At 53.4% G+C, this 17,408-nt stretch carries 19 protein-coding genes and 1 pseudogene; all 20 read right to left on the bottom strand.

The features are described from left to right. Nucleotides 1-8: 8 nt before the first annotated feature. Nucleotides 9-719, bottom strand: a complete 711-nt coding sequence (locus tag H8705_RS04525; RefSeq protein WP_172711398.1) for a hypothetical protein — start codon at nucleotides 717-719, stop codon at nucleotides 9-11. 30 nt (nucleotides 720-749) lie between these two features. Continuing rightward, nucleotides 750-1,835, bottom strand: coding sequence for a M23 family metallopeptidase (locus H8705_RS04530; protein WP_262394658.1), 1,086 nt, complete (start codon nucleotides 1,833-1,835; stop codon nucleotides 750-752). 12 nt (nucleotides 1,836-1,847) lie between these two features. Beyond that, the gene (locus H8705_RS04535; RefSeq protein ID WP_449355345.1) at nucleotides 1,848-3,662 is read right to left on the bottom strand and encodes a VirB4 family type IV secretion system protein; all 1,815 of its coding nucleotides are present in this window, start codon (nucleotides 3,660-3,662) and stop codon (nucleotides 1,848-1,850) included. Between the two features lie 132 nt (nucleotides 3,663-3,794). After that, complete coding sequence (locus H8705_RS04540; RefSeq protein ID WP_262394929.1) at nucleotides 3,795-4,385, bottom strand: hypothetical protein; 591 nt, start codon at nucleotides 4,383-4,385, stop codon at nucleotides 3,795-3,797. Between the two features lie 8 nt (nucleotides 4,386-4,393). After that, entirely contained in the window at nucleotides 4,394-4,675 is a 282-nt protein-coding gene (locus tag H8705_RS04545; protein WP_262394660.1) for a hypothetical protein, read from the bottom strand. A gap of 11 nt (nucleotides 4,676-4,686) precedes the next feature. Continuing rightward, nucleotides 4,687-5,253, bottom strand: coding sequence for a hypothetical protein (locus tag H8705_RS04550; protein ID WP_262394661.1), 567 nt, complete (start codon nucleotides 5,251-5,253; stop codon nucleotides 4,687-4,689). Nucleotides 5,254-5,277: 24 nt separating this feature from the next. Then, nucleotides 5,278-7,096 (bottom strand): annotated as a pseudogene (locus H8705_RS04555) (DNA cytosine methyltransferase). Beyond that, complete coding sequence (locus H8705_RS04560; protein ID WP_262394662.1) at nucleotides 7,096-7,485, bottom strand: DUF7768 domain-containing protein; 390 nt, start codon at nucleotides 7,483-7,485, stop codon at nucleotides 7,096-7,098. The pseudogene H8705_RS04555 and the gene H8705_RS04560 overlap by 1 nt, the downstream one beginning before the upstream one ends. Then, nucleotides 7,482-8,390 (bottom strand): conjugal transfer protein TrbL family protein, encoded by a 909-nt coding sequence (locus H8705_RS04565; protein ID WP_262394663.1) that lies wholly within the window; start codon nucleotides 8,388-8,390, stop codon nucleotides 7,482-7,484. The genes H8705_RS04560 and H8705_RS04565 overlap by 4 nt, the downstream gene beginning before the upstream one ends. Nucleotides 8,391-8,520: 130 nt before the next feature. Next, entirely contained in the window at nucleotides 8,521-8,949 is a 429-nt protein-coding gene (locus H8705_RS04570; RefSeq protein ID WP_262394664.1) for a hypothetical protein, read from the bottom strand. A 66-nt stretch (nucleotides 8,950-9,015) separates the two neighbouring features. Then, on the bottom strand, nucleotides 9,016-9,357 hold the full coding sequence (locus tag H8705_RS04575; RefSeq protein ID WP_055270341.1) for a DUF3852 domain-containing protein: 342 nt from the start codon (nucleotides 9,355-9,357) through the stop codon (nucleotides 9,016-9,018). A gap of 212 nt (nucleotides 9,358-9,569) precedes the next feature. Next, entirely contained in the window at nucleotides 9,570-10,043 is a 474-nt protein-coding gene (locus H8705_RS04580; protein ID WP_262394665.1) for a DUF4433 domain-containing protein, read from the bottom strand. Nucleotides 10,044-10,056: 13 nt separating this feature from the next. After that, complete coding sequence (locus H8705_RS04585) at nucleotides 10,057-11,754, bottom strand: hypothetical protein (protein WP_262394666.1); 1,698 nt, start codon at nucleotides 11,752-11,754, stop codon at nucleotides 10,057-10,059. A gap of 65 nt (nucleotides 11,755-11,819) precedes the next feature. Continuing rightward, entirely contained in the window at nucleotides 11,820-12,377 is a 558-nt protein-coding gene (locus tag H8705_RS04590) for a DUF6550 family protein (RefSeq protein WP_204738068.1), read from the bottom strand. A 192-nt stretch (nucleotides 12,378-12,569) separates the two neighbouring features. Beyond that, on the bottom strand, nucleotides 12,570-13,115 hold the full coding sequence (locus H8705_RS04595; RefSeq protein WP_055270334.1) for a hypothetical protein: 546 nt from the start codon (nucleotides 13,113-13,115) through the stop codon (nucleotides 12,570-12,572). Then, nucleotides 13,112-13,507 (bottom strand): DUF4320 family protein, encoded by a 396-nt coding sequence (locus H8705_RS04600; RefSeq protein WP_392392072.1) that lies wholly within the window; start codon nucleotides 13,505-13,507, stop codon nucleotides 13,112-13,114. Before H8705_RS04600 ends, H8705_RS04595 begins: the two co-directional genes overlap by 4 nt. Further along, nucleotides 13,504-14,100: a hypothetical protein gene (locus tag H8705_RS04605; protein WP_055270331.1), complete on the bottom strand. Its 597-nt coding sequence runs from the start codon at nucleotides 14,098-14,100 to the stop codon at nucleotides 13,504-13,506. The genes H8705_RS04600 and H8705_RS04605 overlap by 4 nt, the downstream gene beginning before the upstream one ends. 16 nt (nucleotides 14,101-14,116) lie before the next feature. Next, the gene (locus H8705_RS04610; protein WP_262394668.1) at nucleotides 14,117-14,989 is read right to left on the bottom strand and encodes a secretion protein F; all 873 of its coding nucleotides are present in this window, start codon (nucleotides 14,987-14,989) and stop codon (nucleotides 14,117-14,119) included. 4 nt (nucleotides 14,990-14,993) lie between these two features. After that, a complete protein-coding gene (locus tag H8705_RS04615; RefSeq protein WP_055270327.1) occupies nucleotides 14,994-15,923 on the bottom strand; it encodes a type II secretion system F family protein in 930 nt (309 codons plus the stop codon). A gap of 14 nt (nucleotides 15,924-15,937) precedes the next feature. Beyond that, a complete protein-coding gene (locus H8705_RS04620) occupies nucleotides 15,938-17,344 on the bottom strand; it encodes an ATPase, T2SS/T4P/T4SS family (protein WP_449355350.1) in 1,407 nt (468 codons plus the stop codon). Nucleotides 17,345-17,408: the final 64 nt, after the last annotated feature.

Below are 17,408 nucleotides of genomic sequence, written 5' to 3' on the forward strand. Positions count from 1 at the left end.
CATCCTCCTCACATAAACATCTTCATGGCACTCTCTGCTCTGGCACAGTCCGCGATTGCCTGGTCATACTGGACCAACAACTGAGGGTCTACGCCAGCAAGAACCAGTTCTGTCCCGTAGGGACCGGGGCGTACAGCGGAAACCTTGGCATCCAGGAGTTCGGCAAACTGCTCCTTCCCACGGTCGCTCAGCTGGGTCAGTTCTGCCGCAGGCACCCATCCGACATCGGCAGTGGTGTGGACCAGATACACATCATGCTCCGGCAGGCCGAGTTCCAGCAGATTCCTCAGCCGGATGGCAGGCTCTTGCGCGAGTGCTTTCAGTTCCTGTTCGGGCAACGGTTTTGGAGCGAGGAACACCCTGGTCTGCGCGTGTTCGCCGCATTCGTAATCGATGCGCCGCCACTCACCGCCGCTGGCAACCTGCAACTCGCCCAGATGGCTGTACCGCCAATCACGACCAGTTTCCTTGCACCAGCGGATCACATGTTCGCTGACGCTGCCTTCCGTCCATTCAAAATTGAACAGAGTTTCACCCTGTTTTTTCAGTAGGTCCGTCCATTGGTTCCGGTCGGTAAACCCCAGACTATGCGCCACAATGGCCTGACACATGCGAATGGCCCAATCAGAAGGCTCGCTTTTGCTCTCATGTCTTTTTCTGAATTCCTCCAGCTGGGAGAGCAGTGCGAGCTGTTCAGGAGCTATATTTTTCACTTCCATCCTCCTTTCTCATTACTACGACTCGTGATTTTACCCTCCCGCTGTAGGTAGATAAGCACGAGGGTCAGTTTGTTCACCGTCCACACGAACCTCGAAATGCAGATGAGGCCCGGTGGAACGGCCGGTAGAGCCAGAGAGTGCGATGATATCTCCAGCCTCTACGGTCTGGCCTACCTGAACGAGCAGTCTGGAGTTATGACCGTAGAGCGTCGAGAGCCCATTACCGTGATCAATCATCACATAGTACCCATAGCCTCCTGCGTTGTACTGTGATACGGTGACAGTTCCCGGCAGGGCTGCCCGGATAGGTGTGCCAGTGGGAACGGCCAGATCCATGCCGCTGTGTCCTCTTGTTTCTCCGGTAAAGGGATCTCGGCGGTACCCGAACTCTGATGTCACGATGCTTTCCCAGTTTGCACCCACTGGTGAGCAGAATCCGTCTACACTGATAAACGGCACATCCGCACCAGGAAACCAATCGCCGGTCCCAGTGGCTGTGCCGTACAAAACGATGTTGTAAATGCTGTCGGCGTTACTCTGATTCTCCGGGGTGACTGTGATCCCCATAGCCGCCTCGATCCGAGCGTAGACTTCGTTCATATCAGTAACAGGAATGGCCACCGTATAGGTTTCCTCAACCTCCACTTCGTTGCCTTCCTCATCAGTGGTAGTCACTGTGCGAGTCCGCTCCTCGTAGTCTACAAAACAATCTGTAAACGCACGAATGCCACTGTCATCAGGGTGTTCTGCCGCAAAATACAGAGCATAAAAAACAGCCTTGACGCACGTATCATCAAGGCTGTTTCCGTCCTCGCACTGGGCGTTAATTTCCTCTATTGCTCTATCCAGCTGGGCAAAGCTGCCTCTCATATCTTCGATATAGCCTCGGTACTCTGGAGTAGCACTGGAGGAAATTGTACCGCCTTGGAAACATAATTCCACGGCTGATACATTGTGCTGCGACGAGCCGGAGAGAACGGCGCAGATCAAAACCACCAGCACGATCAGCGGAGAGAGTATTGCAACAATGACCCACCCCAATGCCTTGCGGGTCTTCTCGTTTGAGAGGACTGCGACGGCTGCCTTGGCAATGGCAGCAACAGTCGCTGCGCTCATGCCGCCACCTCCTTACCGGCCGCCGGCGGAGCCGTACAGAGCTTCCTTGTAGGCAGGCGCATGCACCTCCAACAGATACCGCTCGTTGCCGCACTTGAATAGGCACACGCCGCGCTGGGGGAAACGGATGAGATTGTATTCCGCCTCCTCCAGCTGAAGCAAGTCCATATAAAACCGCTTGTTGATAGACCCGCAGTTGAAGATGAACTGGTGGGGCGGAATCGCAAACAGGGGCTTGGTCAGCTCTCGGATACCCTCTCGGTCGAAGTCCTCCAGATTCTGTGAGGCCATGATGAGGTTGGACTCTTTCTTTCGCACCCGCTTGAGGATGTTGCGGATATACTCGATGATGGTGGTTCCCACCGTGATGTTATCTGAGAGCCAGACATAGAGTTCGTCCAGCACCGCAGTGGTGTTGCCGATGGTCAGCAGGCGGTCGGACATAAAGGACAGGATATTGAAAAGCATGGCCCCGCGAACGCTGCGATTGGCCTGCAGGAGTCCTTTGACGCCGAAGACAATGAATCGGGACGAGGTCACATTGGTGTGGCCGTTGAAGAATTTCGCCTCCGCGCCCTTACACATGGAGTGAAGACCGAGGAGGATCTCCTGCAGAAGTTCTGCCGTGTACAGCTGGTGAGCGTCTGCATCATACCCCTGATACTCCTCCTCAATAAGGTCATAGAGGTCGGAGAGGATGGGGTAATCCTCCGGCTTTAGGCGGCCAAAGTCGGTAGTATCACTGATGCCCCATTTTTCATACAGACGGCTGACCATAATCTCAATGGCATCGATGTGCCGGTCACTGAAATCTTTATAGGCCCGGAAGAAGTCCTTGAGGAAGGAGATGTGCTGGCTCAGGCGTGTGGATTTGCGGAACGCCTCGGGGGCGTCGGTGTCCTCCGGATCGCCGCCCTCGTCCCAGCACTTGGGTTCCAGCGGATTGATGCGGTACACGCCGCCCATCAGATCCATGAAGCAGCCACCGACCCTCTCGCACATATCCTGCTGCTCATGCTCCACATCCAGCGATATAACGGACTTTCCTGCCTCCAAAAAATTGAGCAGGAGCAGTTTGAGCAGATAGCTCTTGCCCTGGCCGGAGTTACCCAGGATCAGGATGCTGGCGGAAGTTTTGTCGTCGTCCCGCTTATCGAAATCCACCAGAATGTTGGCGCCGTACTTGTCCTTGCCAATATAAAAGCCGTGGGGATCTGTCTTTCCGCTGTAGTTGAACGGGTACAGGTTAGCCACCGAGCTTGCCGGGAGGACTCGTTCAAACTGCTCACCGAAGTGGTTCCAGCCGGACGGCATGACAGAAACAAAGCCCTCCCGCTGGCGGAGAAGCAGCCGATCCACATTGAGCTTGCTCCGCACCAGCTCCGTCAGCACATCTGTCTGTAAAAGTTTCAGTGCATCGTAGCTGGATGCGGTCAATTCCAGAAACACAGCACAGTGGAGGAGCGGCTCACGGTTTCTGTGCATGGTAGAGACCAGGGTGACCACATCCTGTAGGTTGGCCTCGGCGGTGACTGTCTGCTGGAGATCCTCCGTGCTGGAGCGGGACATTCTGTTTCGATTGGCCGCATTATGGATGATGCGTTTTTCCTCGCTGGCAGTGACCTGCCGGGTGTAGATTCGGATGGTCACGCCGTCCATCTCACCCAGATGACGGAGAATGGCCTGTTCGTCGGTCGAGGTGGGATATTCCCGGAGAGCCCAGACGCAGCGGTAGGTGTTGCCGCAGAGGAAGTGATCGACCTTGAAATCAATGACGGAGGGAGCGATCATATCGAGGAAGTCTTTGATACCGCCCGAGTCCGTCATGGGTGCGGGACTTCTTTTCTTTCTGGATTTATTCATGAGATACCTCCTGTCTGCGACCGTGGGAGGTATCCGCTTCCGCCAGATGGCCGTCTAAGGGACTACTCCCACGGCCAATAGGCGTTTATATAAGCGTCAGTCGTTCAGCACGATCCAACGCTCCCCATCAAAATCTTCATACTTTTCGGTGGTGGCATTTTGCTCGAAGTACACCCCCAGCATGCGCTTGGCGTCCTCTTTACCAGCAAGGCGCACCTTGAAGCCTTGGTCTTCCAGGCTTTTCTGAACCCGTGAGAGTTGGGTGTGGAAGTCGGCGTCCTGATCATCCCGGAAGCGGATCAGGACAAAAAACTCACGGGCAGTCGCCATTTGCACCTGCAGCCGGTCCAGGGAACGGGCATCCGCCTCCAGCAGTCGGCTGATCACGGGAAGTTCCTCCATAGCCGCGCGTTCCCGATAGTAACGCTTGTTGTCCTCGAAGGACTCCTTAGAGTTGAGGGCCAGCATCTCGATCTCCGTCTGGCCCTTGAGGACAGTCATCAGGGCATAGATCCGTCCGCCCACCGCCTCCGGCGGCTGCACAGAGAGGTTTGTAGGCTTCACGGAAAAGAAGGCCAGCATACCGCGGGATGTCTTGAGTCCGTAATCGCTGATGTCGTTAATCCCAATCAGCTGGCGGGTTGTTTCTTTTTTCTGTGCCGCTACCTTTTCTTTTTTTCTGCTCATACTCATAATCACCTCTGATTCTGAATTGTCTTGGTCATCCCCCAAGAATAGCTTTGCTGCTGGAGGAGAAAGTAGCGAACCGCATAACGCAGAAAGTCCAGAATGCTGGTGTCGTCCATACGAATGGAAAGGAATGCGTATCCGGCAGTCAGCACGATAGGGACAAAAAAGCCAAGTTGTGAGAGCGCAAAGACAGAGATCAAACTGCCGATTCCGATGATGGCGAGATCCCGCAGCGTCCACAGCCAGAGCATGGCTTTGGATTTCAAGTTATCCGGATAGATATACACTTGCGCTCACCTCACATCGTCATGCTCATCCCGAAGCCCTGTTCATCCTGCTCCGGGTCAAGCTCTTGATCTTGCGTTCCGTCCTGCTCCTGCGCTTCGCCCTGGTATTGTTCCAGTTCCCAGGATCGGAGTTCCTGCGACACCAAGCCCACGACGAAGGCCCGCTTGGATACGCCATTACGCGCCCCGAGATACTGCTCAACGCGCTGGAAAAGAGTCTCAGGCATGGCGATTGCCAGCGTTCGCTCTTTCTTGTTGTCCTGAAGCGTGGCATCCTGAAGCGGCTCCTCGCCCTGCTCCCACTGATCCAGCGCATGGTTCAGAAGGTCCTGGATCAGCGCCTTTTGGGTCATAGGCGCATGGGCGTCCAGGTAGGACTTCAGCTGCTGAAACATGTCCTCTGATATCTGAACGGCCAGGGTGCGCAGTTCCGGCTTCGCTGTGGCAGGCTGGTCCAGATAGGCGGTGAGTATCTTAGTGAGGTACTCACCGTTTGTCATTTCAGGGTCCTTGCCCTCCATCAGCCGCTTATGAAGCGACTCGGGGATCAAGCCACAGAGGTTTTTCATCGGTTCCATGATCGTATCTCCCTTCATAATATTTCAAGCTGTCTGCGCTGTGATGGCCCATGCGATCCCTTGTAAAACATAGTCGACACAAGGAATCGCCACAGAGTTGCCCAGCGCTTTATAGCGAGCGGAATCGGAGGCGCCCTCGATATCCGTCCAGTTATCCGGGAAACCTTGAAGTCTCTCACATTCCAAAGGTGTAAGACGACGAATTAGTGATGGTGATTCAACGACGCACTTATCTTGGCTTACATATTGGTTTCCTGTTCCCTTCTCGTCTCCTTTACATAGAGCGCCAACTACTGTTTGGTATGGTTTGCATATGGCATGATGATCGGTGGCGGTAAGGGTGTAGGCAATGCCTTGCTGATATCCAATTCCATTTCCTCCATTCATAGGTTGACGGTCTATCGCATTACCAGTAATGCAGAAGGTATCATCTCCCTGCGTAACCAGCGGAACATTGTTTCCGCCCGTACCGTAGCGTGCAGACATTGTTGGTGCAACCTTATGGGGACCAGTATATCGAGCGTCAATCCCATGGTTTTCAAATACCAGCGGTTGATGGCCGTGTTCCTGTGCGCGAAGTGTTCCAGCGACATCCTCACTGCAGCCCATCGCACTGCCGCCCTGGTCGTTGAGGCAGAGGATCGAGGGCATACAGTTTCCGCTGGCGGTTCCTTTTAAGGTTGGGGCTACTTCCTCGCCATATCCGATGCTTCCCGCTGAGGAGCCTGCGCCCGCAGAAAAACCAGCTGTCAGAACACATGGATAGCCCTGTCCAGCCTGACCGCCACCGCCGCTGAGTGAGGTATGGCGTTCCGGTGAGAGAAAGCAATCTCCGTTGCCCTTGGCGGTTATGCCTGCAACAAAGGTCTGCTGTTTCATCCCCGGCTGAGCACCAAGTGCTGCGGCCACATCATGGAGGTCGCGCACCTCATCTCTCTGGTTTGCGGCAAAGGCGACTACAGGTCCGCCTGTGACAAAAGTTTGCATTTGCATATTTGTAGTCGCCATGAGTGCGCCGGAAATGCCATGCAAATCAATGCCTTCATCTCTTTGGTTAATGTGATAGGCTTTTAAATCAGACGCTTCCTGATTTGCTGTCATCACTCCTGCCTGTACCTGCAAAGCCTGCTTGAGTTGGGATGGAAGTTCCTTCCCTCTGGCATCCGCTCGGCGCAGGATTCCCAAGCAGGCTGTCCTGCTCAAATAGTATTTGTGGGGCGGATTGTCCTGCAAAATCTGCGACAAGGAAGATTCTTTTGCGACGCTGGGCGACACCCCAGTACTGAGCGTCCAGGACACGCCAAGCCAGGCTGAATTGATCTCCCAGAATGATTGCCCCAGCAGATTCCCATGTCCCGGAGTCAGGTCGAGGCACTGAACAGGTACTGTCTTTAACTCTAACAATTTCCTCCAAGACAATACGGAAGTCCTCGCCTTTGGGGGTTCCGCTGGAGAAGGCTCCAGGTACATTCTCCCAGCACATATATCGAGGTCGAACAGCGTGAGCTGTTCTACCGCGTCGCTCATCTGCATCCCTCATTTCTTTTACAATTCTGATCTGCTCCATAAACAGGCCGGACCGAGCCCCGGCAAGACCGGCTCTGGTCCCCGCCACGCTGAGATCCTGGCAGGGCGAGCCGCCAGTGATGATGTCCACCGGTGGCAGGTCGGCACCATTAAGTTTTGTGATATCCCCGACATGGATCATGTCCGGGAATCTCAACCGAGTGACTTCGATGGGAAACGGTTCGATCTCGCTTGCCCACAGCGGGGTGATGCCGTTATGGATCGCTGCCAAAGGAAAACCGCCGATCCCATCAAAGAGACTCCCCATGGTGGGCATCAGATTATTCCAAGCACCTGCCCTGAAGCAGTGACCTGCTCCATCTCAGCGGGCAGTTGCTTTTTCTGAATGTCGTGAGCGTCGATGTTCTTTACTGGGATGCTCAGCTGATTGGCTTCGGAAATTTCCCGGGCCATGCCGGAACTGATCCTGTCACCGCACACCCACAGTTCATCACACCGCCGCAGAAGCTGTTGTCCAAGCCGGAGCCCAAGCTCTCGCTCGGCGGGATCACCATCGTCCAGCATCTGCGGGTACAGAAGGTGGACCGCAATTGGAACATATCCCTGGTGGATCGCATAGCGGCAGGCTCTCTGTGCGAAGGCTACATTTTTTTCGATATCCCCGGCATAAGGCGAGGCAATATAGATCAACTTGCTTTCTTTCATTTTGCCGCCGCCCCCACTGTTTGAACAACTGTCCGAGTGGTGTTGACTGCTGTCTGCGCGGCATAAACTGCCGACATGATGTTGGCTCGGGTCGAGGTATCCAAGCCAAACGCACCACAGATCCGAGGCACCTCACCGGCAGAAAGCATGAGTCCCAAGCCGAGGAGCGCGTGGTCTTTCAGGACCATAAGCCCGGCAGTGAGGATCGTTGCCTGGAGGAAGGTTGTCAGGCACAGGCCAATGATCTGCTTGCACCACTGCACAAACCCATCCATGTAACCGCGAGGTACAGAGAACATATAGAGTGACCCGACCGCAATCTGGATGAGCAGGATGCCGCCGCGCTTGAGGTTAGAGAAAAAGCACTTGATGATAGCGTAGCCCATCATGATAATGATAAAGATGACCATGATAGGGCTGGTGATGCTTCCGATCCCGCCGAAGACACCAGAGGATGCTGCCGAGCCAATATCAACTCCCTGCAAAGAAGTGATGATATTAGTGGAGAGTACATCAAATCCCTCGCCATATCCCGTGATCCCAGCGGTTAGGCTGGCCTGCAAGGTGACAGAGAGTTTATAAAGCTCCACTGGCACCAGTGTAAAACAGCCCACAGCCATAAATCCCTTGATGGCATTGAGGGCGGCGTCTTTCACATTTGCTCGGCCGGTTTGACACTCGATTCCCACTTCGAATACAGCGACAACCAGACCGACGCCATACAATGCCCAGCCCAGATAAGAAAAGAAGAGAACGATGGACTGCACCCACTCCATATCAAAGAGTTCCACGCCCATGTTTCCCATGGCTGCAAAGAAATTGCCAAAAAAGCCTACGAGCTGACTGTAGATCCAGTCAATGAGTTGGTCCATCAGTCCGCCAAGGAAAAAGTCCAAAATAAACATCTGGTCGTATCACCTCTTTCTGAAAAAGGAGAGGCCGTGCCAGTGGTGATTTTTGACTCCTGACCAAAAGGCGCAGGGGCCGTGACTGAGCACGGCCCCTGTTTTTGTTTACTTCCCGGAGTTTTAGTGGTCAGCACATCTGAGGAATATTCTCCTGCACTTCCTCCTGGTTCTGAAATATCTGTAGATACTCATCCACATCGCCAGCCAGAAGTTTGTAATCTGCCTGTTCCGGCTGGTACACATACCAGCTAACTTTCCCATAATCGTCCCAAAGATGAGGGATCACCCCATCCGAAAAGTTAGGGTTGCTGACCATTTTCTTTCCCAGCAAATCACCAAAACGGAGAATGTTGATATCTACTGCACCGTCAATCCGGTTTAACACGGTCAGTTTGAGCGCGTTGTACTGGTTGGCGATGTTCAGAGAAACAAATTCCAGCTTGGCTCGCAGCTCTGGGGCAACCTGAATATATGCGGCCCTGCCCACATAGGTGGTATGCGCTGCTTCCTTACTCTGCGAAAGGATTTTTTTCAGTTCCATCTCAAATGCATTCATGGTTTGCTTGACACCTCCACATTCCTTTTCGACCATGTCATACCGTTTTCGGACCACCTCATTGACTCACATCCCCAGAATGGTCCACACATAGGTAGGGGCGGTCAGCGTGAACAAGAGGCAGGCAAAGAGGATTGCGGGTGCTGTCCATTCGAACTGGCCATGCTTGCGGTAGTCGAAGTAGGCCATACCCAGCTTGGCGAAGAAGAATACTGCAAGGATCAGATCAATGACCGGGAAAACGACATTGTTTACAACCGTCTTGATCTGATCCGATGCATCGTTCCAGGTACCTTCAATAGCACCCGCCACATCGCCGGTGCCGGCGGCAAAGGCCGTGGTACTGAGCAGGCAAACTGCCAGCAGGAGGATCAGAAACATGCAGAAGAACTTTTTGTACTTGGACATAAAAAACCACCTTTCTTTTGGGAAGAAAGGCCGTAGAATGCAATCCAAGACATTAAATTAAGGCAGGCTGTGGAGCTGCATCCCACGGCCCGCTTTACGGAATTACATGGATATCGACATATCTTTTTCTATTTCATTCACAGCATTTTGCGTATCCTCCTTCTGATTCTGATCCTCAATCTCGGCAATCAAGTAAGTCAGCCAAACTCAGTTTACATAGAAATGGAAAGATTGACGCTCTGAATTTCTTCCGGTGCAAGTAAGGCTTTGACTTCAATGATTTCTGGCTCGGGCCAGGACTTCAGGTCGCCTCGAAATCCCAGCTTGAGATTACTGAAATTCTCGGCGGCCTTTAACAATTCCGGCGGGGTGCCAGGGGGCATTTCCTGCATCCAGCGGACCCACTCGCCGTTCTGATATCGCGGCTTCAAACGAAGAATTACATAGTCCTCCGGCTGAAATTTAGGATATCTGCCAATACTTCCGCCCAGTTTCACATAGGGTTTTCCCTCGACCATAACGGTGGCCCGCATGAGCTCCAGTGTATCGTTCAGCGTTGAACAGAACCAACACTCCGCATCTCCCATGCGTTTGATCCTGCCATCTCGAAGAATGGAGGCAAGGTTATCCCGCCGGGTGTAATGGAACAGTTCCTCGGGCCTGTCAGTTATACGGACATATCCCATGCGGCACCTCCTGTTATCGCATCGGCGCTATATGCCAGTCATCCCAGAGATTCCCGCTGATCGTGAGCGTGTCACTGAGATTGACAGAGAGCATCCCCACCGGCGTCCAGCAGTCGATTACCCATGTGTTGACGGTATAGGCACCGTCCGGATACCAGATAGGTGTAAAATGAGTGCGCCGGTTGTAGGTACTATATTCGTTTGTCTGGAATTCCAAGCGAGAGGAGGATGAGCTGATTGAGACACGATCCAGCAGCCGCCAGAACGAGTCGTAGTTAAATTCCGGGAAGTAGCTGACCGCATTCTGAAGGGCAGTAGTTGCCGAGCGTTGGGAGCTGCTGACTCTGGCGGTGACCACTTCATTGATTCCGTAGCCGGATTTCATTGTGGTTCCGCTGGCAGTGGGATTCATTGTATCGGGGGTAATAGTCATGGAGGCACTCAGACTGGCGCTGTAGCGGTCCAGGTCAAATTCCCACCATCCGTGGTCACACCAGTATCCGCTATCCTTGCCAGTGCTGTGCCACACCCAGTACGCATACCACCACGGTCGCCATATGCTCCACTGGGCTGATGTCTTTTCTGCTCTGGATGGTACTGCAGACGGTGAAAAGGAATCATTGCGGTCATCCGCCACTGGGTTGGGTGGTGGATTCTCATCAAGGTCAACAATCTTGCATTGGATGGTGCCTTGTGCAGATCCTGGACCGGATACGCTTACTGTAATGGTTACATCCTGCGGCGTATCAGGCGTTGTCCACCGCACCCATGCCAATTGGGAATCTCCGTCCGGGTAATAGACATTGCTGACGGTATAAGTCGTTCCGAGAATGTTGAACCGAACGGTAACAGGATTATCGGGATCGCTCTGCCCACCACTGACTTCCACGGCTGTGATGACTTCGGTATTGGTCCGATACTCATAATCGTAGGTGGTGACGGTCGGTTCTTCAGGCTGTTCTTCAAATCGAACAATGCCAAGCCCCAATGAAGATTTGATGGCCGAATTGGTGGCATGCTGGGTTGTAGAGCCGGACCATGCGGGGTACCCCAGGTCTGCCGTTTCCAAAAACATCGAGAGTGGCAGGTTCTTGTGCGTCAGGCTGCCCATCCATGTTCGCAGGTGACCACTGACGACTTCGTCATACATCGCTGCCTCAGTAGCCGTTGTTGCGATCATGACGCCTTCATATTTGTAGTAGGCAATGGGTTCAAGGAGAATTTTATACTCACCGCCAATGAGCGTCTCGTAATCCATTCCTGTCTGTTCGGCAATCAGCTTCACAGCATACTCGGAGCAAAAATACCGTTTGATTGCTTCAATGTTATTGTTTCCATTGGTGCTGATGATTCTGGGAATTGGCTGAGCAGGGTTCTTGTAGGAATATCCACCTTGAACAGGTGACAAAGCTGCTCCACCGTTATACTGGATTTTGCTTACTTTTCCAAAATGATAAATACCTGCAGCTGGTTGCTTATTCGTTAGATCGAAAGGCGTGGTCACAACCGCATGATCACTTGCTCGGACAACGGTAATCCGGACGCCTTCATTGCCGGGATTCCAACTGCCATGGCTCGTTGCATTGCCCATGCTCCCGCCGCCACCGTCTATATTGCCAGATCCACCGGTTCCACCTTCGGCAAATGCCGGGACACAAAGGGCAGTCAACATGATGGCAAACGACAGCAGGACACTGATAATTCGTTTCATTTTGCCTCCTTTCAGGCAATAAAAAAGCACAGCCGAAGCTGTGCTTTTCTGCCATATTGATTGGATCAGCCCATTGTGCCGACCTGTTTGTTGATATCGCCATCGCTGTCGATTGTTCCGCCCTGGTTCCCACCGGCGTTGGGGACATTCTCGAAACCGGGCAACCCACCCCCAGTATTGGTGGACGGCTGCTGGGGCGGCTGGTAGTTGTCGTGGTCCTCAGGAGTAGGGGTTCCCTCGACCGGAGTGCCGTCAGGTTTTTGGCTGGGGTCGGTCAGTGTCTCCTCGTCAGGCTTCTCCGGCACCTCGGGATCTGCTTGGATGGTTTGCTCCGTTCCGCTTGAGATTGCACCGTTTCCAGCATTTGTGCCGGTGTCATTGGGCGAGGTCTGGGGATTGATGGTGAGATCATCTTCACTGATGTCAGAAGAGGCATCAGGATCGGTAGTGGGATTGCTGCCGTCCGGATCAACCACCACCTCACCCTGTTGGGAGCTACTGGTGGGAGGTAAAGCGTCAGTAGCCTTTTCTTTCGTGAACTGCTGGGCAATCACGAACACCAGGATTGCACAGATCACAAGACCGCCAGTAATGGTCAGCCACTTTTTTGTACTGTCTTTCATGGGTATCCTCCTTTTCTGTGAGTCGGCTCTCAGGCCGATTGTTTCATCGGCTAACTTGGTATAGCGGCTGATTGATACACTTGGTATCATTTTCCTACACCGTATACCTCTTGTCAACTCGAACCCTACCACAAAAGAGTGCGGAAGTCTATAATTGCATCGGTTACAAAAGAGAGATTTTTAACCGCCTGGTCAAAAGCGGGGTGTGTACCCGGCGCTTACTTTTACGGTCATCCGCATGGGCGGTAAAAGCCTGCCACCAAAGGAAACTGGCACCTCCAGCTCGATTTCACAGTCAGCAATCAGCCGGTTGCCAGCACTGTCGGCCGATGCGAAGGATGCGTTCTGAAGGTCGACACTTAGATCCCACACGCGAAACTCCATTTTGCCATCCTCTGTATATTGCACATGGTAGCCGCTCTGATTAGTCAGGTTCAAAAGGGCGTCCAGTCGGCCATAGATGTCGCCGTAGTCCAGTGATTCTTCAAAGTCTCCGGCCATAGGCTGATAAGCACCAGAGTAGCCCTCACGCACCCCATGGTACACATCGTCATAGTTGTCGTTGACGGTAGAAATGACCGCCTCCTGAACAGCATCCCGGACCCCCTGCGCCACGATGAGGAGACGGAGGTATTCACTGACACCGCACAGAAGGATCACAAGGGAAAGCGTGACGGCGATAATCAACGGAAAGGAAATGCCCCGGCGGTCCCTGATTGCTTGTTTGAATCGACTCATTTCCAATACACCTCACTTTTTCCCGTCGCCTCGGAGCGGAGGGTGATTGGAAAGCTGCCAAATCCGGCAAAGAGGCCCAGGTTGGTTTCATAGGTCAGGACGACAGTAATCTCTTGGTTGAGCTGGATGCGGCCCGTGCTGCTCCAGCTGATATCTGGGTCCAGACCTGTCTGCTCCCGCAGTGACTGAGCCCGGCGGGTGGTTTCAGTTCCTACGCGGCCATACAGCTCTGCCTCACGCACAAGCTCTGTAGCAAAGGTGTCCAGCTGCTGTTTGGCGATGTAGACAGGCATGATTTTAACAGCCATCGCAATGACCAGCATGGCGCATATCACCAGGACGCAGACATCAATGTAGCCTTCGCCGCGGCGGGAGCGCAAGACTCGTTTCAGCACATGTTCACCTCCATTTCCGGGGGACTCTGCGTCTGCTCAGGGGATTCCGTCAGGAGATACCACACACCATTCTGCCGGTTTGCCGACTTGACCGTCTGTGTGAGGATCTCGTCGGCAGAAACCTCCATAGAAACACCCGCCACACCGGGGTGCGACTTTATGCCGTGTCCATCGAGCAGGCTTTCCGCCTGCGCCTCCGTCATAGAAACATAACCGCAGGGTGTCATCAGTGAAAACACTCCGCCCTTGTGTTCCATCAGGAAATCTCGGACAGTCGCAGGGGCTTGGCCTTCGCCAAAATCCTGTTGAAGCGTCCATACGCAGTGCTGAAGTTCCTCTTTGTGAGAGTTGTCCGCACCGTTTTCCGAGATCCAGCGGTCGGTGACATACCCCAGAGGATCGTCCAGATCAAGCAGGAATTTTGCGTCCTGCGTAGTAATAGCATCGTCGAGATTGTCACGAATCAGTCTCGCAGCGGCAATGGTTTCGGCGGCATCCACCAGCTGCGCCGGATCAGATGACATCCACTGTTTGACCCGCCGCTCATAATCTGCACTGATTTTTTTCTTCAGTTCATTTTTATAGTTCATGAAATGGCCCCCTTTCTTAGAACATTCCGCTAAGGGAGTTCAGAATCTGGAAGATAATGATGGCCAGATAGGTCACCAGGAAGCACATGAGCAGGATGAAGGAGAAAACCCGAATCTTGGGCGGGATCTTCATCGCCTTCGCCTTTAGCCGCTGGAGTTCCAGTTGTTTCATGTCATGGGCGAGCATTTGGAAGTAGTGGACGCCATCGTCTCCTCGCAGCACACCAATGAGTCCTCTAACCACATCGGAGAGTAGCGGCGAATTGAAGCGGGCCTCAAAGCGGGTCAGTGCTGCCTCGTAGGAACCAGAGCGCATATCTGCGGTGAGAATGTCAAGCTCAGCAGCGAAAGTGGCTCCTGCGTTCTGCTTGTAGTGTTCCACCATGCTCAGCACATCACGGCTGTTGGCCAGCTCTTGTGTAATCGTGGCCACAAATCGCGGCAGTTCAGACTCAATCTCATCCCGCTTGCCAGACAGTTTTTCATCTGCCCGGCGAATCTCTTTGAAATAGACCATTACCGCCAAAAGGATCACGACCAAGGCCAACAGCGGGAACAGAAATAAGCAAGGGATCACGCCCAGCATCACCGCTGCGGTTTTCACAATGGCAAAAGCGGTATATTCCTCCGGTGTCATGCCAAGTCCAGCGGCATTCAGTGTGTTTTTCAGACGGCTGTACTTGTACTCATCCATGTGGATATGAGGGGCCAGTTTGACAGCCCAGCCCATGAGCAGTACATCCGTGGTGCGTGCCTGCTTTTTTTCCTGGCGGCCGGCAGAAAGCAGCGCCTTTTGTGTAGCAAGACGAGGCAGCTTGAACAAATCTGCCGCGATAAAAAAGAGACCAAGCGCCAGAGAGGCACCGCACAAAATCAATAAAAACTCCATAGCGTCACCTCTTATATTCGATGGGCTGAGTCAATTTGATGACTGCGGCTGTACTGACAAACAACACAGCCGCACAAACAGCCAAGATGATCTGTCCCATCGGCGTGTGCATCAGGATATCGTACCATTCCTGATTGAGAAAATAGAGCAGTGGGATATTGCCGAGAACGAGGATCTGCATAACAATGAACTCCTTGCGGGGTTCAAAAACCATGTTTTCCAGATCGCCATTGACGATCCGCATATCGCTCAGCTTGGCGACAATAGGCGTCAGAGTAGTCTTCATACCACGATCATAGCGGCATGTCAAAAGTGCGGCCACCCATTCCCGGAAGACTGCATTGTCGATCTTGGTGCTGAGATCCCGCAGGGCGGCATCTACATCCGGATCGACCAGCTTAATTCTGGTCAGAAACTCGGCAAAGGCGTTTTTGACCGGTGGATTGAGGTATTCCAGATTCTCCTCGACTGCGGTCTGGATGTCCTCATTACGGAGATAGGATGTGGTAATGATGGAAAGTGCTGTTTCCAGTTCTGCGGAGATTGCCTTTTTGAAGTAGGCCGCAGTTAGCTTGATATACCAAAATGGGATGAACATCATTCCTGCGGCCAGGACAGGAACGAGGAAGAAGTTGCCGAGGAGAAAAGCGAAAGATGCGCCCACCAGAAAGAGCAGAAGAGACATAGCGCAGATTGCCGGAAACTTTGCCTCTCGCCCTGTCATGCGAAGAATATTTTGGCTCTCCTCGATCTCCCGGCGCAAAACAAATTTTTTCTTGCGCTGCGTGGACTCGTTGATCTCGTCCCGGAGGCTCTTGGGCTTGCTGGTAATCTGCCGGAATACCCCCTCGGTAAAATCCGAGGGGGTGATGCCCAGAAGCACGAAAAAGCCAACTACCATGCCAATGCAGGCCATAAGCTGTATGGTCGTCACACGGGTTCACCTCCTTATTTTTGATGGAATCCCGCCAGGAGTCTGTCCAGCTCCTGTTGCGGCATTCCGTTGTCGATGAAGTGTTTTTGAAGATTGGCGGAGATCGGATGGACTGGCTCATGGTGCCCATCGATATAATACTTGCCGTCCTCCAGCCGGTTGTCCTCAATCGCAAAATGATAGAGGGTATTATACTGGCGTGAGCCATCCGGCTGGATCACACATTCCATGATCTCCATGATCTTACGGCTCTTGTCCTCCAGTTGCTTGGCAAAGGCCACCACAGGAAACGCCTCGGTAACCAGATCCATGAGGGTATCATCGGACATCTCATGCTTGCGCTTACACAGCGTGACCATGCGCCGCCAAGTGGCCTGAGAGGAGTTGGAGTGAATGGTGGTCAACACACCGTGGCCAGTACGAGCAGCTTCTTGCGCCGCATACGCCTCGGCGGATCGCATCTCGCCCACGCAGATGATATCGGGGTGGTAACGCAGCGCCATATCCAGCAGCATGTCCTGATCGATGTTCTGTTTGGCGTTCTCGGACTCACGGGTGATGGTGTGGATGACGCTGTTACAGACCTTGCCGTCCTTCTCACGAACCAGATCCAGCTCACGGGAACCATTCTCAATGGTGAACACACGCTTGTTGTCGGGGATCGTGGTCAGCAGCCATCCAGCCACTGTGGTCTTGCCGCTGCCGGTGGCTCCGGCCACACAAACGGAAACACCGTACCGCAGGCAGGCGGACAGGAAGTCCAGCATGTCCCCAGTAGCGGTGCCGCCACGGACAAAGTCATCCTTTTGCATGTTCTGCGGGTTGACAATACGGATGGAGGCGGTGACGCCCACATCCTCATCGACCAGAGGAGTCTTGAGAACAGCGATTCGAATGTTCTTGCTGAGGTGGCCCAGGACCGCGGGGCTGGCGTTATCCAACACCATACCAGAAACATGAAGCATACGGCGGATCACATTGATGGCGTGGCCGGGGCTGTCAAAGTGCTCATCCAGCTTGACCATTTGGCCGTTGGAGTACAGCACTTCAATGTCCCGCCAGGAGTTGATGTTGATCTCCTCAATGCCGGTTCCGAAGATATACTTGGTAAGGAGGCCAAATTCCGCCATTTCCGTGTAGAGGGCATCCACCAGTCCATCGGCGGAATATCCCTTGACCGCAATACGCTGGTCCTGCACATACTTGGTGATATACCGCTTGATCTGACTTTTGGCATCCTCGTCCCCACCATCGGTGATCAGGGAGGAATATTTGCCGGAGATATACTCCTGCACTTCCTTGAGAACACTGTTGAAGTCCCGGCTGTCGCCCTCCGGTGCAAAGAAAAGTGCATGTGTACGGTTGGCCACCACAGTAGTGCTGGCCAGTATTCTGCGTGGAGAATCATCGGGATACCGCACATCTGAGTCCGGTGAGTTGTCGGCTATACCGGCGGGTGTATCCTGCGGTATAGGCTCGACAGGA

Source organism: Youxingia wuxianensis (genome assembly GCF_014385085.1).
In the GTDB taxonomy this organism is placed as follows: Bacteria; Bacillota; Clostridia; order Oscillospirales; family Ruminococcaceae; genus Youxingia; species Youxingia wuxianensis.

Coding starts and splice junctions, on each gene's coding strand:
- H8705_RS04525 (WP_172711398.1), bottom strand. CDS start 719: ATGGAAGTGAAAAATATAGCTCCTGAACAGCTCGCACTGCTCTCCCAG.
- H8705_RS04530 (WP_262394658.1), bottom strand. CDS start 1,835: ATGAGCGCAGCGACTGTTGCTGCCATTGCCAAGGCAGCCGTCGCAGTC.
- H8705_RS04535 (WP_449355345.1), bottom strand. CDS start 3,662: ATGACGGACTCGGGCGGTATCAAAGACTTCCTCGATATGATCGCTCCC.
- H8705_RS04540 (WP_262394929.1), bottom strand. CDS start 4,385: ATGAGCAGAAAAAAAGAAAAGGTAGCGGCACAGAAAAAAGAAACAACC.
- H8705_RS04550 (WP_262394661.1), bottom strand. CDS start 5,253: ATGGAACCGATGAAAAACCTCTGTGGCTTGATCCCCGAGTCGCTTCAT.
- H8705_RS04560 (WP_262394662.1), bottom strand. CDS start 7,485: ATGAAAGAAAGCAAGTTGATCTATATTGCCTCGCCTTATGCCGGGGAT.
- H8705_RS04565 (WP_262394663.1), bottom strand. CDS start 8,390: ATGTTTATTTTGGACTTTTTCCTTGGCGGACTGATGGACCAACTCATT.
- H8705_RS04570 (WP_262394664.1), bottom strand. CDS start 8,949: ATGAATGCATTTGAGATGGAACTGAAAAAAATCCTTTCGCAGAGTAAG.
- H8705_RS04575 (WP_055270341.1), bottom strand. CDS start 9,357: ATGTCCAAGTACAAAAAGTTCTTCTGCATGTTTCTGATCCTCCTGCTG.
- H8705_RS04580 (WP_262394665.1), bottom strand. CDS start 10,043: ATGGGATATGTCCGTATAACTGACAGGCCCGAGGAACTGTTCCATTAC.
- H8705_RS04585 (WP_262394666.1), bottom strand. CDS start 11,754: ATGAAACGAATTATCAGTGTCCTGCTGTCGTTTGCCATCATGTTGACT.
- H8705_RS04590 (WP_204738068.1), bottom strand. CDS start 12,377: ATGAAAGACAGTACAAAAAAGTGGCTGACCATTACTGGCGGTCTTGTG.
- H8705_RS04595 (WP_055270334.1), bottom strand. CDS start 13,115: ATGAGTCGATTCAAACAAGCAATCAGGGACCGCCGGGGCATTTCCTTT.
- H8705_RS04605 (WP_055270331.1), bottom strand. CDS start 14,100: ATGAACTATAAAAATGAACTGAAGAAAAAAATCAGTGCAGATTATGAG.
- H8705_RS04610 (WP_262394668.1), bottom strand. CDS start 14,989: ATGGAGTTTTTATTGATTTTGTGCGGTGCCTCTCTGGCGCTTGGTCTC.